Annotated in this window: 17 protein-coding genes; 11 read left to right on the top strand and 6 right to left on the bottom strand. The window is 71.2% G+C overall.

What is annotated here, in order from left to right; translation table 11 throughout:
• Window positions 1–13: 13 nt before the first annotated feature.
• Together GWK16_RS12015 and GWK16_RS12020 are read right to left on the bottom strand one after the other, a co-directional pair.
• Window positions 14–751 carry an aspartate/glutamate racemase family protein gene (locus GWK16_RS12015; RefSeq protein WP_170054198.1) on the bottom strand — a complete coding sequence of 246 codons (738 nt, stop codon included), beginning with the start codon at window positions 749–751 and terminating at the stop codon, window positions 14–16.
• The gene (locus GWK16_RS12020; protein ID WP_170054199.1) at window positions 751–1,569 is read right to left on the bottom strand and encodes a hypothetical protein; all 819 of its coding nucleotides are present in this window, start codon (window positions 1,567–1,569) and stop codon (window positions 751–753) included. Before GWK16_RS12020 ends, GWK16_RS12015 begins: the two co-directional genes overlap by 1 nt.
• Window positions 1,570–1,775: 206 nt before the next feature.
• On the opposite strand from GWK16_RS12020, the gene GWK16_RS12025 reads away from it, so the two are divergent.
• Window positions 1,776–2,924, top strand: coding sequence for a M20/M25/M40 family metallo-hydrolase (locus GWK16_RS12025; protein ID WP_170054200.1), 1,149 nt, complete (start codon window positions 1,776–1,778; stop codon window positions 2,922–2,924).
• Between the two features lie 10 nt (window positions 2,925–2,934).
• On the opposite strand, the gene GWK16_RS12030 is transcribed toward GWK16_RS12025, so the two are convergent.
• From GWK16_RS12030 to GWK16_RS12040, 3 genes are read right to left on the bottom strand one after another with little or no spacing between them, the layout of a single operon-like run.
• Window positions 2,935–4,158: a flavin-containing monooxygenase gene (locus tag GWK16_RS12030; RefSeq protein WP_170054201.1), complete on the bottom strand. Its 1,224-nt coding sequence runs from the start codon at window positions 4,156–4,158 to the stop codon at window positions 2,935–2,937.
• A gap of 46 nt (window positions 4,159–4,204) precedes the next feature.
• The gene (locus GWK16_RS12035) at window positions 4,205–4,966 is read right to left on the bottom strand and encodes an SDR family NAD(P)-dependent oxidoreductase (protein ID WP_170054202.1); all 762 of its coding nucleotides are present in this window, start codon (window positions 4,964–4,966) and stop codon (window positions 4,205–4,207) included.
• Window positions 4,963–6,027 (bottom strand): ketopantoate reductase family protein, encoded by a 1,065-nt coding sequence (locus GWK16_RS12040; RefSeq protein WP_211187336.1) that lies wholly within the window; start codon window positions 6,025–6,027, stop codon window positions 4,963–4,965. Before GWK16_RS12040 ends, GWK16_RS12035 begins: the two co-directional genes overlap by 4 nt.
• Window positions 6,028–6,104: 77 nt before the next feature.
• Between GWK16_RS12040 and GWK16_RS12045 the strand changes: the two genes are divergently transcribed.
• On the top strand, window positions 6,105–6,971 hold the full coding sequence (locus tag GWK16_RS12045; protein ID WP_248291316.1) for a DMT family transporter: 867 nt from the start codon (window positions 6,105–6,107) through the stop codon (window positions 6,969–6,971).
• A 100-nt stretch (window positions 6,972–7,071) separates the two neighbouring features.
• On the opposite strand, the gene GWK16_RS12050 is transcribed toward GWK16_RS12045, so the two are convergent.
• On the bottom strand, window positions 7,072–7,500 hold the full coding sequence (locus GWK16_RS12050) for a gamma-glutamylcyclotransferase family protein (protein WP_170054203.1): 429 nt from the start codon (window positions 7,498–7,500) through the stop codon (window positions 7,072–7,074).
• Here GWK16_RS12050 and GWK16_RS12055 point away from each other — a divergent pair.
• The 9 genes from GWK16_RS12055 (at window position 7,499) to GWK16_RS12095 (ending at window position 16,463) form a co-directional block, all read left to right on the top strand.
• On the top strand, window positions 7,499–8,482 hold the full coding sequence (locus GWK16_RS12055; protein WP_170054204.1) for an MBL fold metallo-hydrolase: 984 nt from the start codon (window positions 7,499–7,501) through the stop codon (window positions 8,480–8,482). The genes GWK16_RS12050 and GWK16_RS12055 overlap by 2 nt on opposite strands.
• Window positions 8,479–9,882 carry an L-lactate permease gene (locus GWK16_RS25730; protein ID WP_170054205.1) on the top strand — a complete coding sequence of 468 codons (1,404 nt, stop codon included), beginning with the start codon at window positions 8,479–8,481 and terminating at the stop codon, window positions 9,880–9,882. Before GWK16_RS12055 ends, GWK16_RS25730 begins: the two co-directional genes overlap by 4 nt.
• A 71-nt stretch (window positions 9,883–9,953) precedes the next feature.
• On the top strand, window positions 9,954–10,931 hold the full coding sequence (locus tag GWK16_RS12065) for a Bug family tripartite tricarboxylate transporter substrate binding protein (RefSeq protein ID WP_170054206.1): 978 nt from the start codon (window positions 9,954–9,956) through the stop codon (window positions 10,929–10,931).
• 112 nt (window positions 10,932–11,043) lie between these two features.
• Window positions 11,044–11,694, top strand: a complete 651-nt coding sequence (locus tag GWK16_RS12070; RefSeq protein ID WP_170054207.1) for a YjbE family putative metal transport protein — start codon at window positions 11,044–11,046, stop codon at window positions 11,692–11,694.
• A gap of 99 nt (window positions 11,695–11,793) precedes the next feature.
• Window positions 11,794–12,768 (top strand): DctP family TRAP transporter solute-binding subunit, encoded by a 975-nt coding sequence (locus GWK16_RS12075; RefSeq protein ID WP_170054208.1) that lies wholly within the window; start codon window positions 11,794–11,796, stop codon window positions 12,766–12,768.
• Window positions 12,769–12,904: 136 nt separating this feature from the next.
• Complete coding sequence (locus GWK16_RS12080) at window positions 12,905–13,879, top strand: DctP family TRAP transporter solute-binding subunit (RefSeq protein WP_170054209.1); 975 nt, start codon at window positions 12,905–12,907, stop codon at window positions 13,877–13,879.
• Window positions 13,880–13,948: 69 nt separating this feature from the next.
• Window positions 13,949–14,545: a TRAP transporter small permease gene (locus GWK16_RS12085; protein WP_248291317.1), complete on the top strand. Its 597-nt coding sequence runs from the start codon at window positions 13,949–13,951 to the stop codon at window positions 14,543–14,545.
• The gene (locus GWK16_RS12090) at window positions 14,542–15,819 is read left to right on the top strand and encodes a TRAP transporter large permease (RefSeq protein ID WP_170054210.1); all 1,278 of its coding nucleotides are present in this window, start codon (window positions 14,542–14,544) and stop codon (window positions 15,817–15,819) included. The genes GWK16_RS12085 and GWK16_RS12090 overlap by 4 nt, the downstream gene beginning before the upstream one ends.
• Window positions 15,816–16,463, top strand: coding sequence for a DNA-3-methyladenine glycosylase family protein (locus GWK16_RS12095; protein WP_338144460.1), 648 nt, complete (start codon window positions 15,816–15,818; stop codon window positions 16,461–16,463). Before GWK16_RS12090 ends, GWK16_RS12095 begins: the two co-directional genes overlap by 4 nt.

Consider the following 16,463-nt stretch of genomic DNA (forward strand, 5'->3'; position numbering starts at 1 on the left):
GGCGTCCCTCCGTTCAGGTCTGGCCGCGCAGGATCCCTTCCAGGGCCGGCGACAGGCCGATGCTCGCCCGCCCCGCCGGCGCGGCGAAGGATCCGGTGCGTGGCTTGGGCAGACGGAGCGCGACCATCATTTCCGCCATCCGCACGCCGCAGGCCATGCCGTCCAAAAGCGCGACGGGGGCGGAAGGTTGCAGGCGCCGGTCGAAACCGGCGAGCGCCGCCCCGGCCAGCACGACGGAATCCGCCCCCTGCGCAGCGAGGTCAGCCACCGCGGCCAGCACCTTCGCCCCAACGCCGTCCGGGTCGGCGACCGCTTCGGGCGGCGTTGCATTGACCCCGACAAGGCCCGCGAGGCGCGAGGACAGCCCGTGGCGGGCGACCAGCTCGCGATAGGTCTCGATGCCGCCGAAGGTGACCAGGCCGAAGCGCCCGCCGGCCATGCAGCCGACCAGGCAGGCGGCCTCCGTCATGCCGATCACCGGGCAGGGCATCATCTGCCGCGCGGCCTCGAGCGCCGTGTCGTGGCTGACGGCCAGCAGGCAGGCATCGACCTTGTCCGCATGCCCGGCCAGGAGTTCGAGCAGCGCATGGCCGGCGATGACGTTCTCGGCGCGGGAGGAGATGACGGCCGGCCCGAAGCGCGGCGTGGCGGGAATGATCTGCGTCCCCGGCGCGGCCGCGGCGCGCGCGGCGGCGGCGCAGGCCTCGGTGATGGCCTCGGTGGTGTTGGCGTTGGCGACGAGCAGGCGCATCAGGCGCCCGCCGCCCCGGTGCGGCGCGAATGTTCCATGGTGATGCGCAGCCGGCGGAATTCCTGCGGCGCCTCGGGGTCGCCGGCCGCAGCCTCGGTCAGGGTGCGGCGCTTCCAGATCAGATGCGGGTTGAACAGCAACAGGTCGCCCGGCCGCGGCTCGAGCTTCAGCATCAGCGGCGCCTCGGCACAGACCGCGTCGAGCAGATCGAAGGCCGGACGCAGCCCCGCCGACAGCGGCGCCGCGCCGGGCTGCGGCGCTGCCGCGGCTTCCTCGACCGCATACCGGGTGTAGCGGGCGGCGAAGGCCCCCTCGGTCATCGTGAAGACGGCACGTTCCACGACCGCGCCTTCCTCGATCAACGGCGCCGGTTCGTAGAGCTCGGCAAGCGCGGCACGGTCGCGGCGCATGATCTCGTTGTGCACCGCGCCGGCCGAGATCAGGACATGCGGCGCCGCATCGGGGGTATTGGCGAGGCAGAGCAGCGCGATGGCGTCGCAGGCCTCGCTATGGAAGCGCGGCGGGCCGGAGGCCGCGCCGGCTTCCGGCACCGGCCCGATCAGGCGGGCGACCGGGGAGCCCTCGGCGCTGAGCCGCTTGCCGAGATGCGTGCAGAGCTCGAGCAGCGTCGCTTCGGCCGCGGCCGCACCGTGCCGGTCGAAAGGCAGGCCCCGCAACAGGCAGAAGCCCCGCCCGGTGTCGAGCCGGGCGGCGACATCGACCAGGATCGGCGCCAGGCGCGCCAAAGGCGGCACCGGCGCCGCGGCCTGGGCGGCGGTCAGGGCCGCCTCGAGCTCCGCGGCTTCCTCCGTGCCCACGGGGACCATCCAGTCCGCGGCGTTCAATTCTGTCGCGAGCCAGACGGCCGCGCCGGTCTGGGGGGCGGGCCGCGGTCGGGGGCGTGTCGTGGCGCTCATGCACGCGACGGTAGCATGAGCGGGGCGCCGAGGCGAAAGCCGCCCGCCCTTGCCGGATCGGCCCGCCGGGTGGAGGCTCCGCCGCCACCGACCCGGAGAGAGACGCGATGAGTGCTGCCGAGTTCCCTGCCACCGCCCTGCCCTTCGACGCCGAGGAGATCCTCCCGCGACTGATGCGCTGGGCCGCCTGCGAGAGCCCCACCTTCGATGCGGCGGCGGTGAACCGGATGATGGATCTCGCCGCGCGGGACCTCGCGCTGATGGGCGCGCGGATCGATCGCATCCCGGGGCGGATGGGCCTCGGCGACTGCGTGCGGGCGCGCTTCCCGCATCCCGCGGGCGACGCGGCGCCCGGCATCTGCGTGATGGCGCATCTCGACACGGTGCATCCCGTGGGCACGCTGGCGAAGCTGCCGGTGCGCCGCGAAGGCAACCGCTGCTACGGCCCCGGCATCCTCGACATGAAGGGCGGGACCGTCATCAGCGTGGAGGCCATCCGCCACATCCTCGCCGCGGGCATGGCGACCAAGCTGCCGGTCACCTTCCTGCTGACGAGCGACGAGGAGATCGGCAGCCCTTCCACCCGCGACATCATCGAGGCCGAAGCCGCGCGGAACAAGTACGTGCTGGTGCCCGAGCCCGCCCGCCCCGACGGCGGCGTGGTGACGGGGCGCTACGCCATCGCGCGCTTCAACCTGAAGACCACGGGCCGTCCCTCCCACGCCGGCGCGCGGTTGGCGGAAGGCCGCAGCGCGATCCGGGAGATGGCGAAGCAGATCCTGGCGATCGAGGAGATGACGTCCGAGGACTGCACCTTCTCGGTCGGCGTCATCCATGGCGGGCAGTGGGTGAATTGCGTGACCACCACCTGCGAGGCCGAGGCCCTGTCCATGGCCAAGCGGCAGGAGGACCTCGACGCCGGCGTCGCGCGGATGCTCGCGCTGCGCTCCACCGCCAACGACGTGCAGTTCGAGGTGACACGCGGCGTGACGCGCCCGGTGTGGGAGCCGGATGTGAAGGGCATGGCGCTGTTCGCCCATGCGCGGAAGATCGCCAACAGCATCGGCTACGACATCAATCCGCAGTCGAGCGGCGGCGGGTCGGACGGCAACTTCACCGGCGCGATGGGCGTGACGACGCTCGATGGCCTCGGCGTGCAGGGCGCGATGGCGCATACCCTCGAGGAACATGTGCTGGTCGACAGCCTGGTGCCGCGGGCGCGGCTGATGGCGGGTCTGCTGACGTCCTTGGACTGATCGCGCCGGATCAGGCGCGGCCGACGATATGGTCGGCGAGGAAGGCCGCATCCTCGCCGACGCCCCACAGGAACCCCGACGCCAGCGTGTGCATCCGATGCAGGCCGAGCACGTAGACGCCGGGTTCCGACGTGACGCCGCGCTGCTGCCTGGGCGCCCCGTTGCCGTCGAGGATCGGGCAGTCGACCCAGCCGAGATCGAAGCGGTAGCCGAGCGACCAGATGATGCTGCCGATCCCGGCTGCCTCGAGGTCGAGCGCCTCGACCTCCTCGACCGGCGCGTGAGCCACGGCGGCGTCGGCCTTCGTGTCGGCATCGGGCGGCGCATCGATCCCCCGGGCGGCGATGAAGGCGTCGATGTCGGCGATCGCGTCGCGCAGGGCGGCATCCCCGGCGGCGAGGTTCGCGTTGAGGTCGGGATTGAGGACGATGCGGCCATCCTCGATGCCCCGCAGACTGCCGAGCAGCGTCGCGCCCTGGCGGGCCAGGCGGCGCATGTCGGCCGTGTGTCCACCCATGGCGCCCGTGATCAGCGGCGAGCGGACGCCGGGCGGAAGGGTCGAGGCGAGGCGCGTGTTCATGCCCATGGCATCGTTCCACAGGCTGATGTCGCGCCCGCGGTAGCGCCGCGGCACGCGGCGATGGCCCCGCAGCGCATAGTGCACGTCGCGCCCCTGCTGGAGCAGGTCGTCGGCGATCTGGTAGCCCGAGGCGCCCGATCCCACCACGAGCACGCCGCCCGGCGGAAGGTCCGCCGCGGAGCCGTAGCGGTTCGCCGTGATCTGGTGGATGCCGGCCGGAACAGCGGCCGCGCCCTCGGGCACGCGCGGTGACTGCCAGGGGCCGGTGGCGAGGACGACGTTCGACGCCTCCATGGTCAGCGGCCCGGCCTCGACCCGCAGGCGACCGCTGTCGGCGCGCCGAAGCCTGGTCACTTCCACCCCGCAACGCACCGGAGCGACGTTACGCACGGCGTAGTCCACGATGAAGCGGACGACGCCGTCGCGATGCGTGAAGCCGTGCGGATCGTCCCCCGCATATTCCTGGCCGGGCAGCCGCAGCATCACGTTCGGGACCTGGAAGTGAAGGGACTCCCATCGCTCGCTGCGCCAGCGCTCGGCGATGCGGGCGCGTTCCAGGATCACATGCTCGCGCCCGCGTTGCGCGAGGTGGTGGCTCATGGCGAGGCCAGCCTGGCCACCGCCGACGATGATCGTCTCGACAAATTCGGCCATGTAATGAGGCTAGAATGCGCCACCATGGCCGGCAAAGCCAATTCGACTACTTCCCGCCGTCGACGCTCAATACTTGCCCATTCACATAATTTGCCATGGGCGACGCCAGGAACAGGACTGCATTCGCGATATCCTGCGGCTCACCCAGCCGGCGCAGCGCGATGGAGGCCAGCACGCGCGCCTGCCCTTCGGGCCCGTAGGCCGCCCACTGCTTGTGCGTCGCCGCGTTCGACAGCACGAAGCCCGGGGCGACGCTGTTCACGTTGATGCCGTACTGGCCGAGCTCATGCCCCAGTTGCCGCGTCAGCCCGACCAGCCCGTGCTTGGCGCTGGCATAGGCCTGGATGCCGGTGCGCGAGGGCTGCAGCCCCGCCCCGCTGCTGATGGTCACGATCCGTCCGCCACCGGCCCGCTTCATCCCCGGCACCACGGCCTGGGCGAGGGCGAAGGCGGCGTGCAGGTTGATGGCGAAGATGTCGTGCCAGTCGCTCTCGGACACTTCCTCGAGCGGCCGTCCGACCTGGCCGCGCACGCCGCCGGCGTTGCACACCAGCACGCCGACCGGGCCTTCGGTCCGCGCCTCGATCCCGGCGATCCAGGCCTTCGCCGCGCCGGGCTGCGTCAGGTCGAAGGCGCTGGTGTGGATGGCGCCTGGGTAGTCGGCGGTCTCATCGAGTTCCTCCGCCGACAGGTCGCAGGCGAAGACCTGCGCGCCGAGGGCGGCGAAGGACTGCGCGATGGCGCGCCCGAAGCCGTGGCCGGCACCGGTGACGGCGACGGTCACGCCGGTGAAATCGTATTCCCTCATGGCGACATCAGCTCCGTCAGGTTGGCATCCGACATCGGGCGCGTGCCGGCTTCGCATTCATGCGTCATGGCGACCAGCCGCCGCACCGCGGGGCAGTCCACGCCGTGCTGCGCGCCGATGGTCGCGATGGGCGCGATCTGCACATCGATCTCGGTGCGCCGCTTGCGCACCCAGAGGTCGCGCCACACGCCCGAATGCGTCTTGGCATTGGGCCGGTTGAACGCGACCATGGCGGCGACGGACGCCGCGGCCTGCGCTTCGGTGGCACCCGGTGAGAAGGCCGCCGGATCGAAGCCGTTGAAGCCGAGCGGCGTCACACCCTGCGCCCGCGCGACGGCGATCGCCTCGGACCCCAAAGCGCGCCACAGCGGCAGCAGTTCCGGCCGCGCCAGGCAGTCGGCGATGCCCTTCTCCCCCAGGGCCTGGGCGAACAGCATCGCCCCGTAGCCGAGCTTGCCCCAGAGATAGCCCCAGACGTTGTCCGTGGTGATCGTGTTGGGCTCGAAGGTCTCGCGCAGCAGGTCGTGCAGCGCGGTCAGCCGTGGCGTCGTCGCGCCATCGAGCTCGCCCAGCACCAGCGCGCCGCGCCCGCCGTACAGGATGCGCCCCGGCCCGTGCCAGTCGGCCGAGAAATTCACGAAGCAGCCCATGGTCCGCGCCGCGCCGACGATGGACGCGATGACCGTCTCGCACAGCCCGTTCTGCAGCGAGAGCACGTAGCCGTCCTCGGCGAGGTGCGGCAGCAGGGCGCGGCAGGCGTCCTCGGTGTGGTGCGCCTTCACGCAGAGGAAGATGCGGCGATAGGTCCCCTGCACCGTCTCCGGCGTGAAGGCGGGCGCGACCACGCGGTGCGGATCGACCGGCCCTTCGATGACAAGGCCGCGCGCCGGGTCGCCGATCGCGGCGACGTGGTCCTTCTCGATATCGACGAAGACGACGGCGTGGCGCGCGCGCACCAGCGCGGCGCCGACGGTCCCGCCGATCGCGCCGGCACCCCAGACGAGGATCGGCCCGCGGTCCACCGCCGCCCGCGCCGCTGCTTGTTCCGCTTCCTTCGCCATCCTGTCCCTTCCCGCCTGGACGGCGCGCATCGGCCGCCGCACTCTCGGTCACGCTACGCCGGAGGTGGCCGCCGTCAATGCAGCAGGGCGTTTCGGGGAACCTCCGCGGCGGGGCGCTGATGGCCGCGGCGGCCGTGCTCTTCGCGGCCGAGGCGTTGGCTATCCGCTGGATGACCGCGCATGGCATCCCGGTCGAGGTCCAGGTCTTCGCGCGCTCGCTGGGGCAGTTGTTCTGGGTCGCCCCGGTCATCGCCGCCAGCGGCCTCGCGGTCTTCCGCACCCAGCGCGCGCCACTGCACCTGCTGCGCGGCGCCTCGAGCCTGCTGACCTGGGGCTTCTACTATGCCTCCTTCGGGCCGCTCGACCTCGCCACCGCGACGGTGCTGTCCTTCACCAACGTGATGTTCACCACGCTGCTCGCCGGGCCGGTGCTGGGCGAGAAGGTCGATCGCTGGCGCTGGGCGGGGACCATCGCGGGCTTCGTCGGCGTCGCGGTGATGCTGCGGCCGGGGACGACGGTCTCGGGCGCTGGCGTGGCGCTCGCTGTCGCCTCGGCGGTCACCTGGTGCGGCATCACGCTGTCCTCCCGCGTGCTGGCGCAGAGCGAACGGAACACCACCATCATGGCCTGGGTCGGGCTGGTGACGACACTGGGCTCGGCGCCCTTCGCGGCGATGGCCTGGGTGCCGCTCGGCCTCGGGCAGATCGCCATGCTGCTCGCCGTCGCGGGCTTCGCGCCGGGGATCATCTGGCTGATCACCAGCGCCTATCGCCACGGGGAGGCCTCCGCCATCGCCCCCTTCCAGTATCTGCGGCTGATCGTCGTCGCGGCCTTCGGCTGGGCGATCTTCGGGGAGGTGCCGGATGGCTGGACCTGGCTCGGCGCGGCGGTGATCCTCGCCGGCGCCGTCGTCATCACGGTCGCGGAGGCGCGACGGCGCTAGAGCAGATCCCGATCAGGTGGAATCACCTGATCGGGTGAAGATGCTCGCGAAAACAAGTGCCTTGAGGCGTTGCCGTGCGCCATGGCGAACGGAAACGGCTCTAGCCGTCCTCGCGGTACCCCGAGGCGGCGACGGCCGCGGCGAGCACCGCCGTGTCGAAGCCGAAGTCGCGATAGCCGTTCCGCAGGCGCTGCACATACTCCGCCGCCGGCGGGCCGGGGCGATGGACGATCTCGTCATAGGTCCAGGCCTCGCTGCCATCGGGCAGGCGGAGTCGCGTCCGCCGGTAGGTGTGCGGGCCCTCGTAGCGGTCGAGCGCCTCGAGATCCGCCTGGGTGATGCGCCACAGCCCGACCGGGCAGGCCGCGGCCGCATCGGGCTCGATCAGCGCGAACTTCCGCAGCACCAGGCGCCAGCCTGTCAGGAGCAGGCTTCCCGCCACGACCGCATCGGGGCAGCGCCCGCGCATCTGGTCGTGCCACAGGTTGCTGCCATAGGCTGCATAGAATTCGGGAAGGAACGCGGGCATGCAGGCACCTCGGCCGGTGGATCGGATCGAGATAACGACGCTGGTGGACAACGTCACGGACAGCCTGTCCACGACGCCACCCTTCGTGACGCGGGAGTGGGTCCGCCTGCAGCAGAAGGGGATGAAGCGGACCGCCGGCGGATCGCTGTGCTGCGCCAATCACGGCCTGTCGCTGGTGATCACGGTCGAAGCCGATGGCGAACAGCGCAGCGTGCTGTTCGACGGCGGCCCGGTCGACTACGCGGTCGAGCGCAACGGCCCGCGCCTCGGCGTCGATTTCGGCGCGATCGAGGCGATCGTCCTCTCCCACGGCCATTGGGACCATGCGGGCGGCATCCCCAAGGCGATCGAGATGGTGCGCGCGGCCAATGGCGGCCGGACCGTGCCGCTGCACCTGCATCCCGGCATGTTCCGCGAACGCGGCGGCCGCCAGCCCGATGGCGGCGTGATGCCCATGGACCGCGTGCCGGCGCCGGCCGAATGGGCGGCGATGGGCGCCGATCCGCAGGTCTCGCGCGAACCCGCCGTCATCGCCGGCCATGTGCTGGTCAGCGGCGAGATCCCGCGCGTCACGGACTATGAGGTCGGCCTGCCCGGCCAGGTCGCGCGCGACTCGGAATCCGCGCCCTGGCAGCCCGACGAATGGCTCGGCGACGAACGCTTCGTGGCCGTCCACCTGCGCGGCAAGGGCCTCATCGTCTTCTCCGCCTGCTCGCATTGCGGCATCGTCAACGTGCTGCACGAGGCGAGGCGGCTGATGCCCGAGATCCCGCTGCTCGCCGCGATGGGCGGCTTCCACCTCTCCGGCATCAACGAGCGAATCATCCCGCAGACGGTCGCGGATCTCGGCACCTTCGGGCTGCGCTGGATGTTCCCTTCCCACTGCACCGGTTGGCGGGCGCTGAACGCGCTCGAGCGTGCCTATGGCGAGGCCGTCGTCGTGCCGGGCGCGGTCGGCAAGACCTTCGTGCTGGAGGCGTGACCCTCCTTCTCCAAGCGGCCCCGCTGCTGCTGCTGCTGGGGCTGTTGCTGTCGGGGCGGGCGGGGCCGCTGGCCGCGGTGCTGGCCGCACTCGTCGCCACGCTACCGGCGGCCTTCGTCTCGCTGCCTGCGGGCACGGGCTTCGCGGGCTTCCTCGCGGATGAGGCACTGCGCGGCGTCTTCCTCGCGTCGCAGCCCATCGCCGTCGTGGCCGGCGGCCTGCTGTTCCACGCCGCGGTGGAAGGGCGCGGCGAACCCGGCGCGGTGCAGGCGCCCACCGCGCGCGGCATCTTCACCGCGACGCTGCTGATGGGCGTCTTCATGGAGAGCGTGACCGGCTTCGCCGTCGGTGCGGTCTTCGCCCTGGCCGCGCTGCGCGGCATGGGGCTGAAGGGGCCGCCGGCGGCCGCGCTCGCGCTGCTCGCACTCTGCATGATCCCCTGGGGTGGACTGGGGCCGGGGACGTCGCTCGGCGCGGCGCTGCTCGGGGTGCCGGCGCAGGACATCGCGGCGCTGACCGCCTGGCCGAATGCGGCCTGGGTGCTGCTGCTGGGGCCGGTTTGCTGGCGGCTGGCGGCCGCGGCCGGGGTGCCGGTGCCGGCGGGCGAGCGGCTCGTGCAGATGACGATGCTCGGCGCCATGGGTGCGATCCTCGTGTTCGGCCACCGCGTGCTGCCCTTCGAGGTGCTGGGCATCCTCGCCTCCGGTGCACCGCTGCTGGTGGCGCTGTGGCTGTCCGACCCGCCGGGGGATGCCGCCGGATGGCGTCGCGCGGGCCGCGCGCTGGGCCCCTACCTGCTGCTGACGGTCACGCTGCTCGCGGCGCGCGCGGTACCGCATCCCCCGGCCTTCCACCCCTATCCGACGCTGCCAGCCTTCCCGATCACGCATGTGGCCGTGGTGCTGCTGGTCGTGTCGGCGGGGCTGCTCCTGCTGCGGCGGGATGGCGGGGCGCGAGCGATGGGCGCGCTGCGGCGCGCGGCGCGCCCGGCGGCGGTGCTGCTGTTCTATGTGCTGCTCGCGCGCTGGATGGCAGGCAGCGGTGCGACCGGGGCGCTCGCCACGGCCGCGGCCTCGGCGCTCGGCGCCGCGGCGCCCTATGCCGTGCCGGTGCTCGGCCTCGCGGGCGGCATGGTGACGGGCAGCAATGTCGGATCGAACGCAGCGCTGATGCCGGTGCAGAAGGCGCTGGGCCTCGCCGCCGGGCTGCCGCCGCTGCTCGCGCCCGGCGTGCACAATTTCGCCGGCGCGGCGGGGGCGGGCATGTCCTTCGGCGTCACCGCCCTCGTCTGCGGCTTGCTGGCGGACGGTACGCGGCCGCGCCAGGTCTGGCGGCTGCTGGTGCCCTCGATGATCGCGGTCGTCGTCGTGGGCTGGGTGACGGTGGCGCTGCTGCACTGACGCGGGTCTTGCCACCCGCCGGGCAGGCGGCCACGCTGCCGGACAACGAGAATTGTTCCCGGGAGGAACCCATGACCATCCTCACGCGCCGTGCCGCGCTCGGCGCTGCCGCAACCTTGCTCGCCGCGCCGTCGTTGCGCGCGCAGGGCGCATTCCCGAACAAGCCGCTGCGCATCGTCGTGCCCTACCCGCCGGGTGGGGTGACCGACATCATGGGACGCCTCGCCGCCGAGGCAATGGGCCGTCACATCGGCCAGCCCGTGGTGGTCGAGAACCGGCCCGGCGCCGGCGGCAACATCGGCGCCAAGGTCGTCGCGCAGGCGGAACCGGACGGCTACACCATGCTGCTCGGCACCATGGCGACGCAGGGGGTGAACCCCGTCCTGTATCCGGACGCGTCCTTCGATCCGCGGCGCGACCTGGTGGGTGTCGGCATGATGGCCGACATGCCGAATGTCATGGTCTGCAACCCGCGTCGCTGGAACCCGGCCAATGCGCAGGAAGCGATCGCGCGCATCAAGGCCGAGCCGGGCAAGATCCTGTTCGGGTCGGTCGGCAACGGCTCCTCCTCCCACATGTCGCAGGTGATGCTGTGCCGCATGGCGGGGCTGGACGTGGTGCACGTGCCCTATCGCGGCTCCTCGCCGGCCGTCGCGGCGATGATCGCGGGGGATCTCGACCTGCTGTTCGACGCCTCGGCGACCTCGGGCCCGCACATCAAGCAGGGCACGGTGAAGGGGCTCGCCATCACGATGAACCGGCGGATCGAATCGCTGGCCGACATCCCGACGCTCGAGGAATCGGGCGTGCGCGGCTATCACCTCAGTGTCTGGAACGGGGTGCTCGCGCCCGCCCGCGTGCCGCAGCCGATCCTCGCGCGGCTGCAGGATGCGTTCGAGAAGTCGATGGACGCGACGATGCTCACCCGCCTGCGCGCGAACTTCACCGAACCGCTGGTCATTCCCTCGGCGCAACTGCAGCCCTGGCTGAACGAGGACGCGCAGCGCTGGTCGCGCATCGCGCAGGAGAGCGGCATTCGCCCCGACTGATGCCGCCCGAACATGAACGTCAGATTGCGCGGATGAAACTTGCCGTATGGTCGTTCATGACTAGCGTCCGCGCGGAATCGCGCCCCCGTCGGGGCCGCGCCGGGAGTGGTCCATGGAAGCCCTGATCGCGGCCGCGCCGCGCTTTCTCGAAATTCTTTGGTTGAACATCATCCTGTCTGGCGACAACGCGGTCGTCATCGGCATGGCGGCGGCCGGCCTGCCGCCGCATCTGCGCAGCAAGGCGGTGCTGTTCGGCATCGTCGCGGCGGCCGGCCTGCGCATCGTCTTCTCGATCTTCGCGACTTACCTGCTCAGCCTGTGGTGGATCGCCTTCCTGGGTGGCGCGGCGCTGCTCTACATCGCCTGGGGGTTCTGGAAGGAACTCCGCTCGCATGGCGAGGAGGATGCCGAGGAAGAGGGCGACGCCAAGGAGAAGACCCTCGCCGCGGCGCTGTGGCAGATCGTCATCGCCGACGTGTCCATGAGCCTCGACAACGTGCTCGCGGTCGCCGCCGTGGCCCGCAACGACCTGACGATGCTCGTGATCGGCCTGACCATCTCGATCATCCTGATGGGCCTGCTGGGCGGCCTGCTCGCCCGGCTGCTCGATCGCTTCAAGATCATCGCCTATATCGGCGTCGCCCTGATCGCCTGGATCGGCATCGAACTGATGTACGAGGGCACGCAGAACGCGAACCAGGTGCTGAACCTCGGCCTGCCCATTCCGGCCCCGCACCACGCCGCCGACGCCCCGCCGCACTGACGGCGGGCGCTGCCCCGGATTTCCGCGCGGGCGGAAACCCACTATGAGGGGCCAGGGCCGGGGGCGCGGGAAGCCCCCGGGCCCAATGAGGATCGATCCATGACGCTGTCACGCCGCGCGGCCCTTGCCGTGCTCGCCGCCGTCGGGTTCGCCGCGGCGCCCGCGGTCGCCCAGACCACCATCACCATCCAGCATCCCCTGCCCTCGTCCAGCCACTACGGCGCCGGCGCCGCGGCGCTCAAGGAATCCTTCGAGCGTGCGACCGGCGGACGGTACCGGGTCAACATCCAGCGCAACGACAATGAGCGCGAGGTCGTCGAGAGCGTGCAGATCGGCACGGTCGAATGCTATCTCGGCTCCACCGGCCCGGTCGGCAACTTCGTCCCGGCGGTGCGCGTGCTCGACGTGCCCTTCCTGTTCCGCGACTACGCCCATGCCCGCGGCGTGCTGGATTCCGATATCGGCCAGCAGCTGCTCGGCCAGTTCCAGGCGCGCGGCCTGGTCGGCGTGATCTGGCTCGAGAACGGCTTCCGGCACCTGACCAACTCGCGGCGCGAGGTGAATGTACCGACCGACGTGCGCGGCCTGAAGGTCCGCACGATGGAGAACCAGGTGCACATGCGCGCCTTCTCCACGCTCGGCGCCCTGCCGACGCCGATGGCCTTCTCCGAACTCGTCCCCGCCCTGCAGCAGGGCACGGTGGACGGCCAGGAGAACCCGATCCCGGTGATCGTGGCGAACAACCTCAATCAGGTGCAGCGCTACCTGACGCTGACGGGCCACGTCTATTCGCCGGCCATCCTGATCTGCAACCCGGCGATGATGCAGCGCCTGTCGCAGGCCGACCGCGCCGCCTTCATGGAGGCCGCCCGCGCCGCCCAGCAGGCGAACCGCGACAAGGTGACGGCGGACGAGAATTCCGGCATCGAGGAACTGCGCCGGCGCGGCATGCAGGTGGTGACGCAGGTCGACACCGCCGCCTTCCAGCAGGCGCTGGCCGCCGCCTTCGCCCAGTACGAGCGCGAGCTGGACGGTGCCACGCTGCGCCGGATCCGGGACTGGCGCCCGAACTGACCCTGGCCTGACGGCCGGGATTTCGGCATCCGCCCAAGAACAGAGCGCACCCGGGCGCCGCGCCGCTGGCCATTTGCCAGCGGCTCCGGCGCCCGGCTATGTGCCGGTCAAAGTCAACATGGAGGAAAACAACGGAATGACCCTGACCCGACGGCTCGCGCTCGCGGCCGCCTTGGCCGTCCCGCTCGCCGCCGCGCCGGCGCTGGCGCAGACCCAGATCACGGTGCAGCACGCCCTGCCGGCCAACAGCCACACCGGCGTCGGCGCCCTGACCTTCGCCAGCGCCTTCGAGCGCCTGACGAACGGCCGCTACAAGGTCGTCGCCCAGCGCAACGACAATGAGCGCGAGATGATCGAGAGCGTGCAGATCGGCACGATCGACTGCACCTTCACCTCGACGGGCCCGGTCGGGAACTTCGTCCCCGAGGTCCGCATCTTCGACGTGCCCTTCCTGTTCCGCGACGCCACCCACGCCCGTGGCGTGCTGGATTCCGAGATCGGCCAGCAGGTGCTCGCGCGCTTCCCCGCGCGCGGCCTGGTCGGCGTGATCTGGATCGAGAACGGCTTCCGCAACATGACCAACTCGCGGCGCGAGATCCACACCCCCGCCGACCTGCGCGGGCTGAAGATCCGCACCATGGAGAACCAGGTCCACATGCGGGCTTTCACCACGCTCGGCGCCCTGCCGACGCCGATGGCCTTCTCCGAGCTCGTCCCGGCGCTGCAGCAGGGCACGGTCGACGGGCAGGAGAACCCGATCTCGGTCATCGTGGCGAACAACCTGAACCAGGTGCAGCGCTACATGACCATGACGCGGCACGTCTATTCGCCGCAGGTCATGATCTGCAACCCGCAGACGGTCGGGCGACTGAACCAGGCCGATCGCGCCCTGTTCCAGCAGGCCGCGTGGGAAGCCCAGGCCGCCAACCGCGCCCGCGTCACCGCGGACGACGAGGCAGGGGTGGCCGAACTCCGCCGCCGCGGCATGACCGTGGTGACCGAGGTCGACACCGCCGCCTTCCAGGCCGCGCTGGCGCCGGCCTTCGCCGAATGGGAACGCACCCTCGATGCCGCGACGCTGCGGCGCATCCGGGACTGGCGCCCGAACTGATCCAGCCGTGACCTGGCGGGGGCGGCTGACCGGGGACGGCCGCCCTCCTCTCGACGACCGGGGGTATCGATGAACGCGATGAACGTGCTGCCGCTGCAGGTCACGGTGGGGGCGACGCTCCTCACCGTCGCAGTGGCGCTCTGGGCCGGGTCGGGGGATGGCGCGCGCGCCGCTCTGCGCCGGGCCATCCTGACCACCGACCGCATCACCACCGCGATCGCGGCACTGCTCGCGAGCCTGGCCCTGACCGTCGCGGTCTTCGCCGGCGGCTGGCAGGTGGTGGCGCGCTTCGCCACCGAGACACCTTCCGTCTGGTCCGAGGCGCTGGTGCGCACGGCGCTGATCTGGATGGCCTTCCTCGGCATCGCGGTGGCGCTGCGCGCCGGCGCGCTGGTCTCGATCGACGTGGCGCACCGCTATTCCTCCGGCGCGATGCGCCGCGCGCTCGAGGCAGCGGTCCTCGCCTGCTCCCTCTCGATGCTCGGCATCATGTTCTGGTTCGGCTGGATGATGGCCGAACGGGTGCAGTTCCAGGAGATGGCGGGGCTCGAGGTCTCGATGTCCTGGGGCTACGCGGCCATCCCGATCGGGGCGGTCTTCGCGATGGTGGGGGTGGTCGCCCATTTCCTCGACCGTCGATCCGAGGAACTGGAGGCCGCGGTATGAGCGGGACCATGCTCACCGTGATGCTGGTGCTCTTCGCCGCCAGCATCCCGGTCGCGGTGGCGATCGGCATTGCCGCGGTCGTGGGCATCGCCGGCTTCACCTCCTTCCCGCTGATCGTCGCGGCGCAGCAGTTGTTCGTCGCGCTGGACAAGTTCCCGCTCGCCGCCATTCCGTTCTTCATCCTGGCGGGCAACCTGATGGATGTCGGCGGCATCTCCCGCCGGCTGGTGGAATTCGCCCGCTCCATCGTGGGCGGCGTCCAGGGCGGCCTGCCGGCGACCTGCGTCGTCACCTGCATGATCTTCGCGGCGATCAGCGGATCCTCGGTCGCGACCACCTTCGCGATCGGCGCCATCATGATCCCGGCGCTGGTGAAGGCGGGCTATCCGGTCGGCTTCGCGGCGGCGCTGCAGGCGACCGCGGCGGAGCTCGGCGTCATCATCCCGCCCTCCATCCCGATGATCCTGTACGGCGTCACCACCCAGACCTCGATCCCGGAACTGTTCATCGCGGGCTTCGGCCCCGGCTTCGTGATCGGCGGCGGGCTGATCGCGACCGTGCTGATCTGGTGCCGCGTCATGGGCTGGGGCAAGCGGGACGGCGAGAACCGCCTGCCCTTCCTGACCGCCACGCGCCAGGCCGCCTTCGCGCTGGTCATGCCGGTGATCGTGCTCGGCGGCATCTACGGCGGCATCACCACGCCGACCGAGGCCTCGGTGGTCGCGGTGGTCTATGCGCTGATCGTGGGCATGTTCCTCCACCGCGAGATCGAGCTGCGGGATCTCTTCCCGATCTTCCGCAAGTCGGTGATCTCCTCGGCCGTCATCATGTTCATCATCGCCTGCGCGGCGCTGTTCTCCTGGCTGCTGAACCGCCAGGGCGTGCCGGATGCGGCGGCGGAATGGCTCGCCACCTCCTTCGATTCGTCGGGCGCGTACCTGCTGGTCGTGAACCTGTTCCTCTTCGTCGTCGGCATGTTCGTCGAGACCTCGGCCTCCATCATCGTGCTGGCGCCGATCCTGTCCGACGCGGCGCAGAAGCTCGGCATCGACGGGGTGCATTTCGGCACCATCATGGTGGTGAACCTGGCGCTGGGCATGATCACGCCGCCCTTCGGCGTGAACCTGTTCGCGGCGGCGCAGGTGGCCGGCTGCAGCATCGACCAGATGATGAAGTACCTCGGCATCTTCATCGCCGTGGTCTTCGCCTGCCTCATGGTCATCACCTACGTCCCGGCGATCACCCTCGCGCTGCCGCAGATGGTGTTCCGGTGAGCCTCGGCACGCCGGATGCGCTCCGGCATCTCCGGCGTGACCCCGTGCTGAAGGGCGTGATCCGTCAGGTCGGGCCCTTCACCATGAAGCCGGCGCGGCGTCAGCCCTACGAGGCGCTGGTCCGTGCCATCGCCCACCAGCAGGTCCATGGCCGCGCCGCGGAGGCGATCCTCGGCCGCTTCCTCGACTGCTGCGCCTGCGAGGGCTTCCCCTCGCCGGAGACCGTCCTGGCGCTGACACCCGAGGCGATGCGCGCCTGCGGGCTGTCGGCGAACAAGGTCCTCGCCATCCGGGACATCGCCGAGAAGGCGGCCGCCGGCACGGTCCCGACCCGGGCCGTCGCCCGGCGCCTGACCGACGACGAATTGATCGAGCGGCTCGTCCCGCTGCGCGGCGTCGGGCGCTGGACCGTGGAGATGCTGCTGATCTTCACCCTCGGCCGGCCGGACGTGTTGCCGGTGGACGATTTCGGCGTGCGGGAGGGCTACCGCGTCGCGGCGGGCCTGGCCGAACAGCCCAAGCCCCGCGCGCTCGCGGGGATCGGCGAGGCCTGGAGTCCCTACCGGACCACCGCTTCGTGGTATCTGTGGCGCGCCGCGGACCTCGCGAAGGAGGGGCGGTTCCGCCAGCCCAAGGCGATCTGA

The sequence above is a fragment of the Neoroseomonas marina genome, from assembly GCF_012927745.1.
In the GTDB taxonomy this organism is placed as follows: Bacteria; Pseudomonadota; Alphaproteobacteria; order Acetobacterales; family Acetobacteraceae; genus Neoroseomonas; species Neoroseomonas marina.

Bases quoted from the DNA above. Each gene is read 5' to 3' on its own strand.
- GWK16_RS12050 (WP_170054203.1), bottom strand. From the start codon at position 7,500: ATGCCCGCGTTCCTTCCCGAATTCTATGCAGCCTATGGCAGCAACCTG.
- GWK16_RS12040 (WP_211187336.1), bottom strand. From the start codon at position 6,027: ATGGCGAAGGAAGCGGAACAAGCAGCGGCGCGGGCGGCGGTGGACCGC.
- GWK16_RS12035 (WP_170054202.1), bottom strand. From the start codon at position 4,966: ATGAGGGAATACGATTTCACCGGCGTGACCGTCGCCGTCACCGGTGCC.
- GWK16_RS12090 (WP_170054210.1), top strand. From the start codon at position 14,542: ATGAGCGGGACCATGCTCACCGTGATGCTGGTGCTCTTCGCCGCCAGC.
- GWK16_RS12025 (WP_170054200.1), top strand. From the start codon at position 1,776: ATGAGTGCTGCCGAGTTCCCTGCCACCGCCCTGCCCTTCGACGCCGAG.
- GWK16_RS12055 (WP_170054204.1), top strand. From the start codon at position 7,499: ATGCAGGCACCTCGGCCGGTGGATCGGATCGAGATAACGACGCTGGTG.
- GWK16_RS12075 (WP_170054208.1), top strand. From the start codon at position 11,794: ATGACGCTGTCACGCCGCGCGGCCCTTGCCGTGCTCGCCGCCGTCGGG.
- GWK16_RS12065 (WP_170054206.1), top strand. From the start codon at position 9,954: ATGACCATCCTCACGCGCCGTGCCGCGCTCGGCGCTGCCGCAACCTTG.
- GWK16_RS12070 (WP_170054207.1), top strand. From the start codon at position 11,044: ATGGAAGCCCTGATCGCGGCCGCGCCGCGCTTTCTCGAAATTCTTTGG.
- GWK16_RS12080 (WP_170054209.1), top strand. From the start codon at position 12,905: ATGACCCTGACCCGACGGCTCGCGCTCGCGGCCGCCTTGGCCGTCCCG.
- GWK16_RS12085 (WP_248291317.1), top strand. From the start codon at position 13,949: ATGAACGCGATGAACGTGCTGCCGCTGCAGGTCACGGTGGGGGCGACG.
- GWK16_RS12045 (WP_248291316.1), top strand. From the start codon at position 6,105: ATGCAGCAGGGCGTTTCGGGGAACCTCCGCGGCGGGGCGCTGATGGCC.
- GWK16_RS12015 (WP_170054198.1), bottom strand. From the start codon at position 751: ATGCGCCTGCTCGTCGCCAACGCCAACACCACCGAGGCCATCACCGAG.
- GWK16_RS12030 (WP_170054201.1), bottom strand. From the start codon at position 4,158: ATGGCCGAATTTGTCGAGACGATCATCGTCGGCGGTGGCCAGGCTGGC.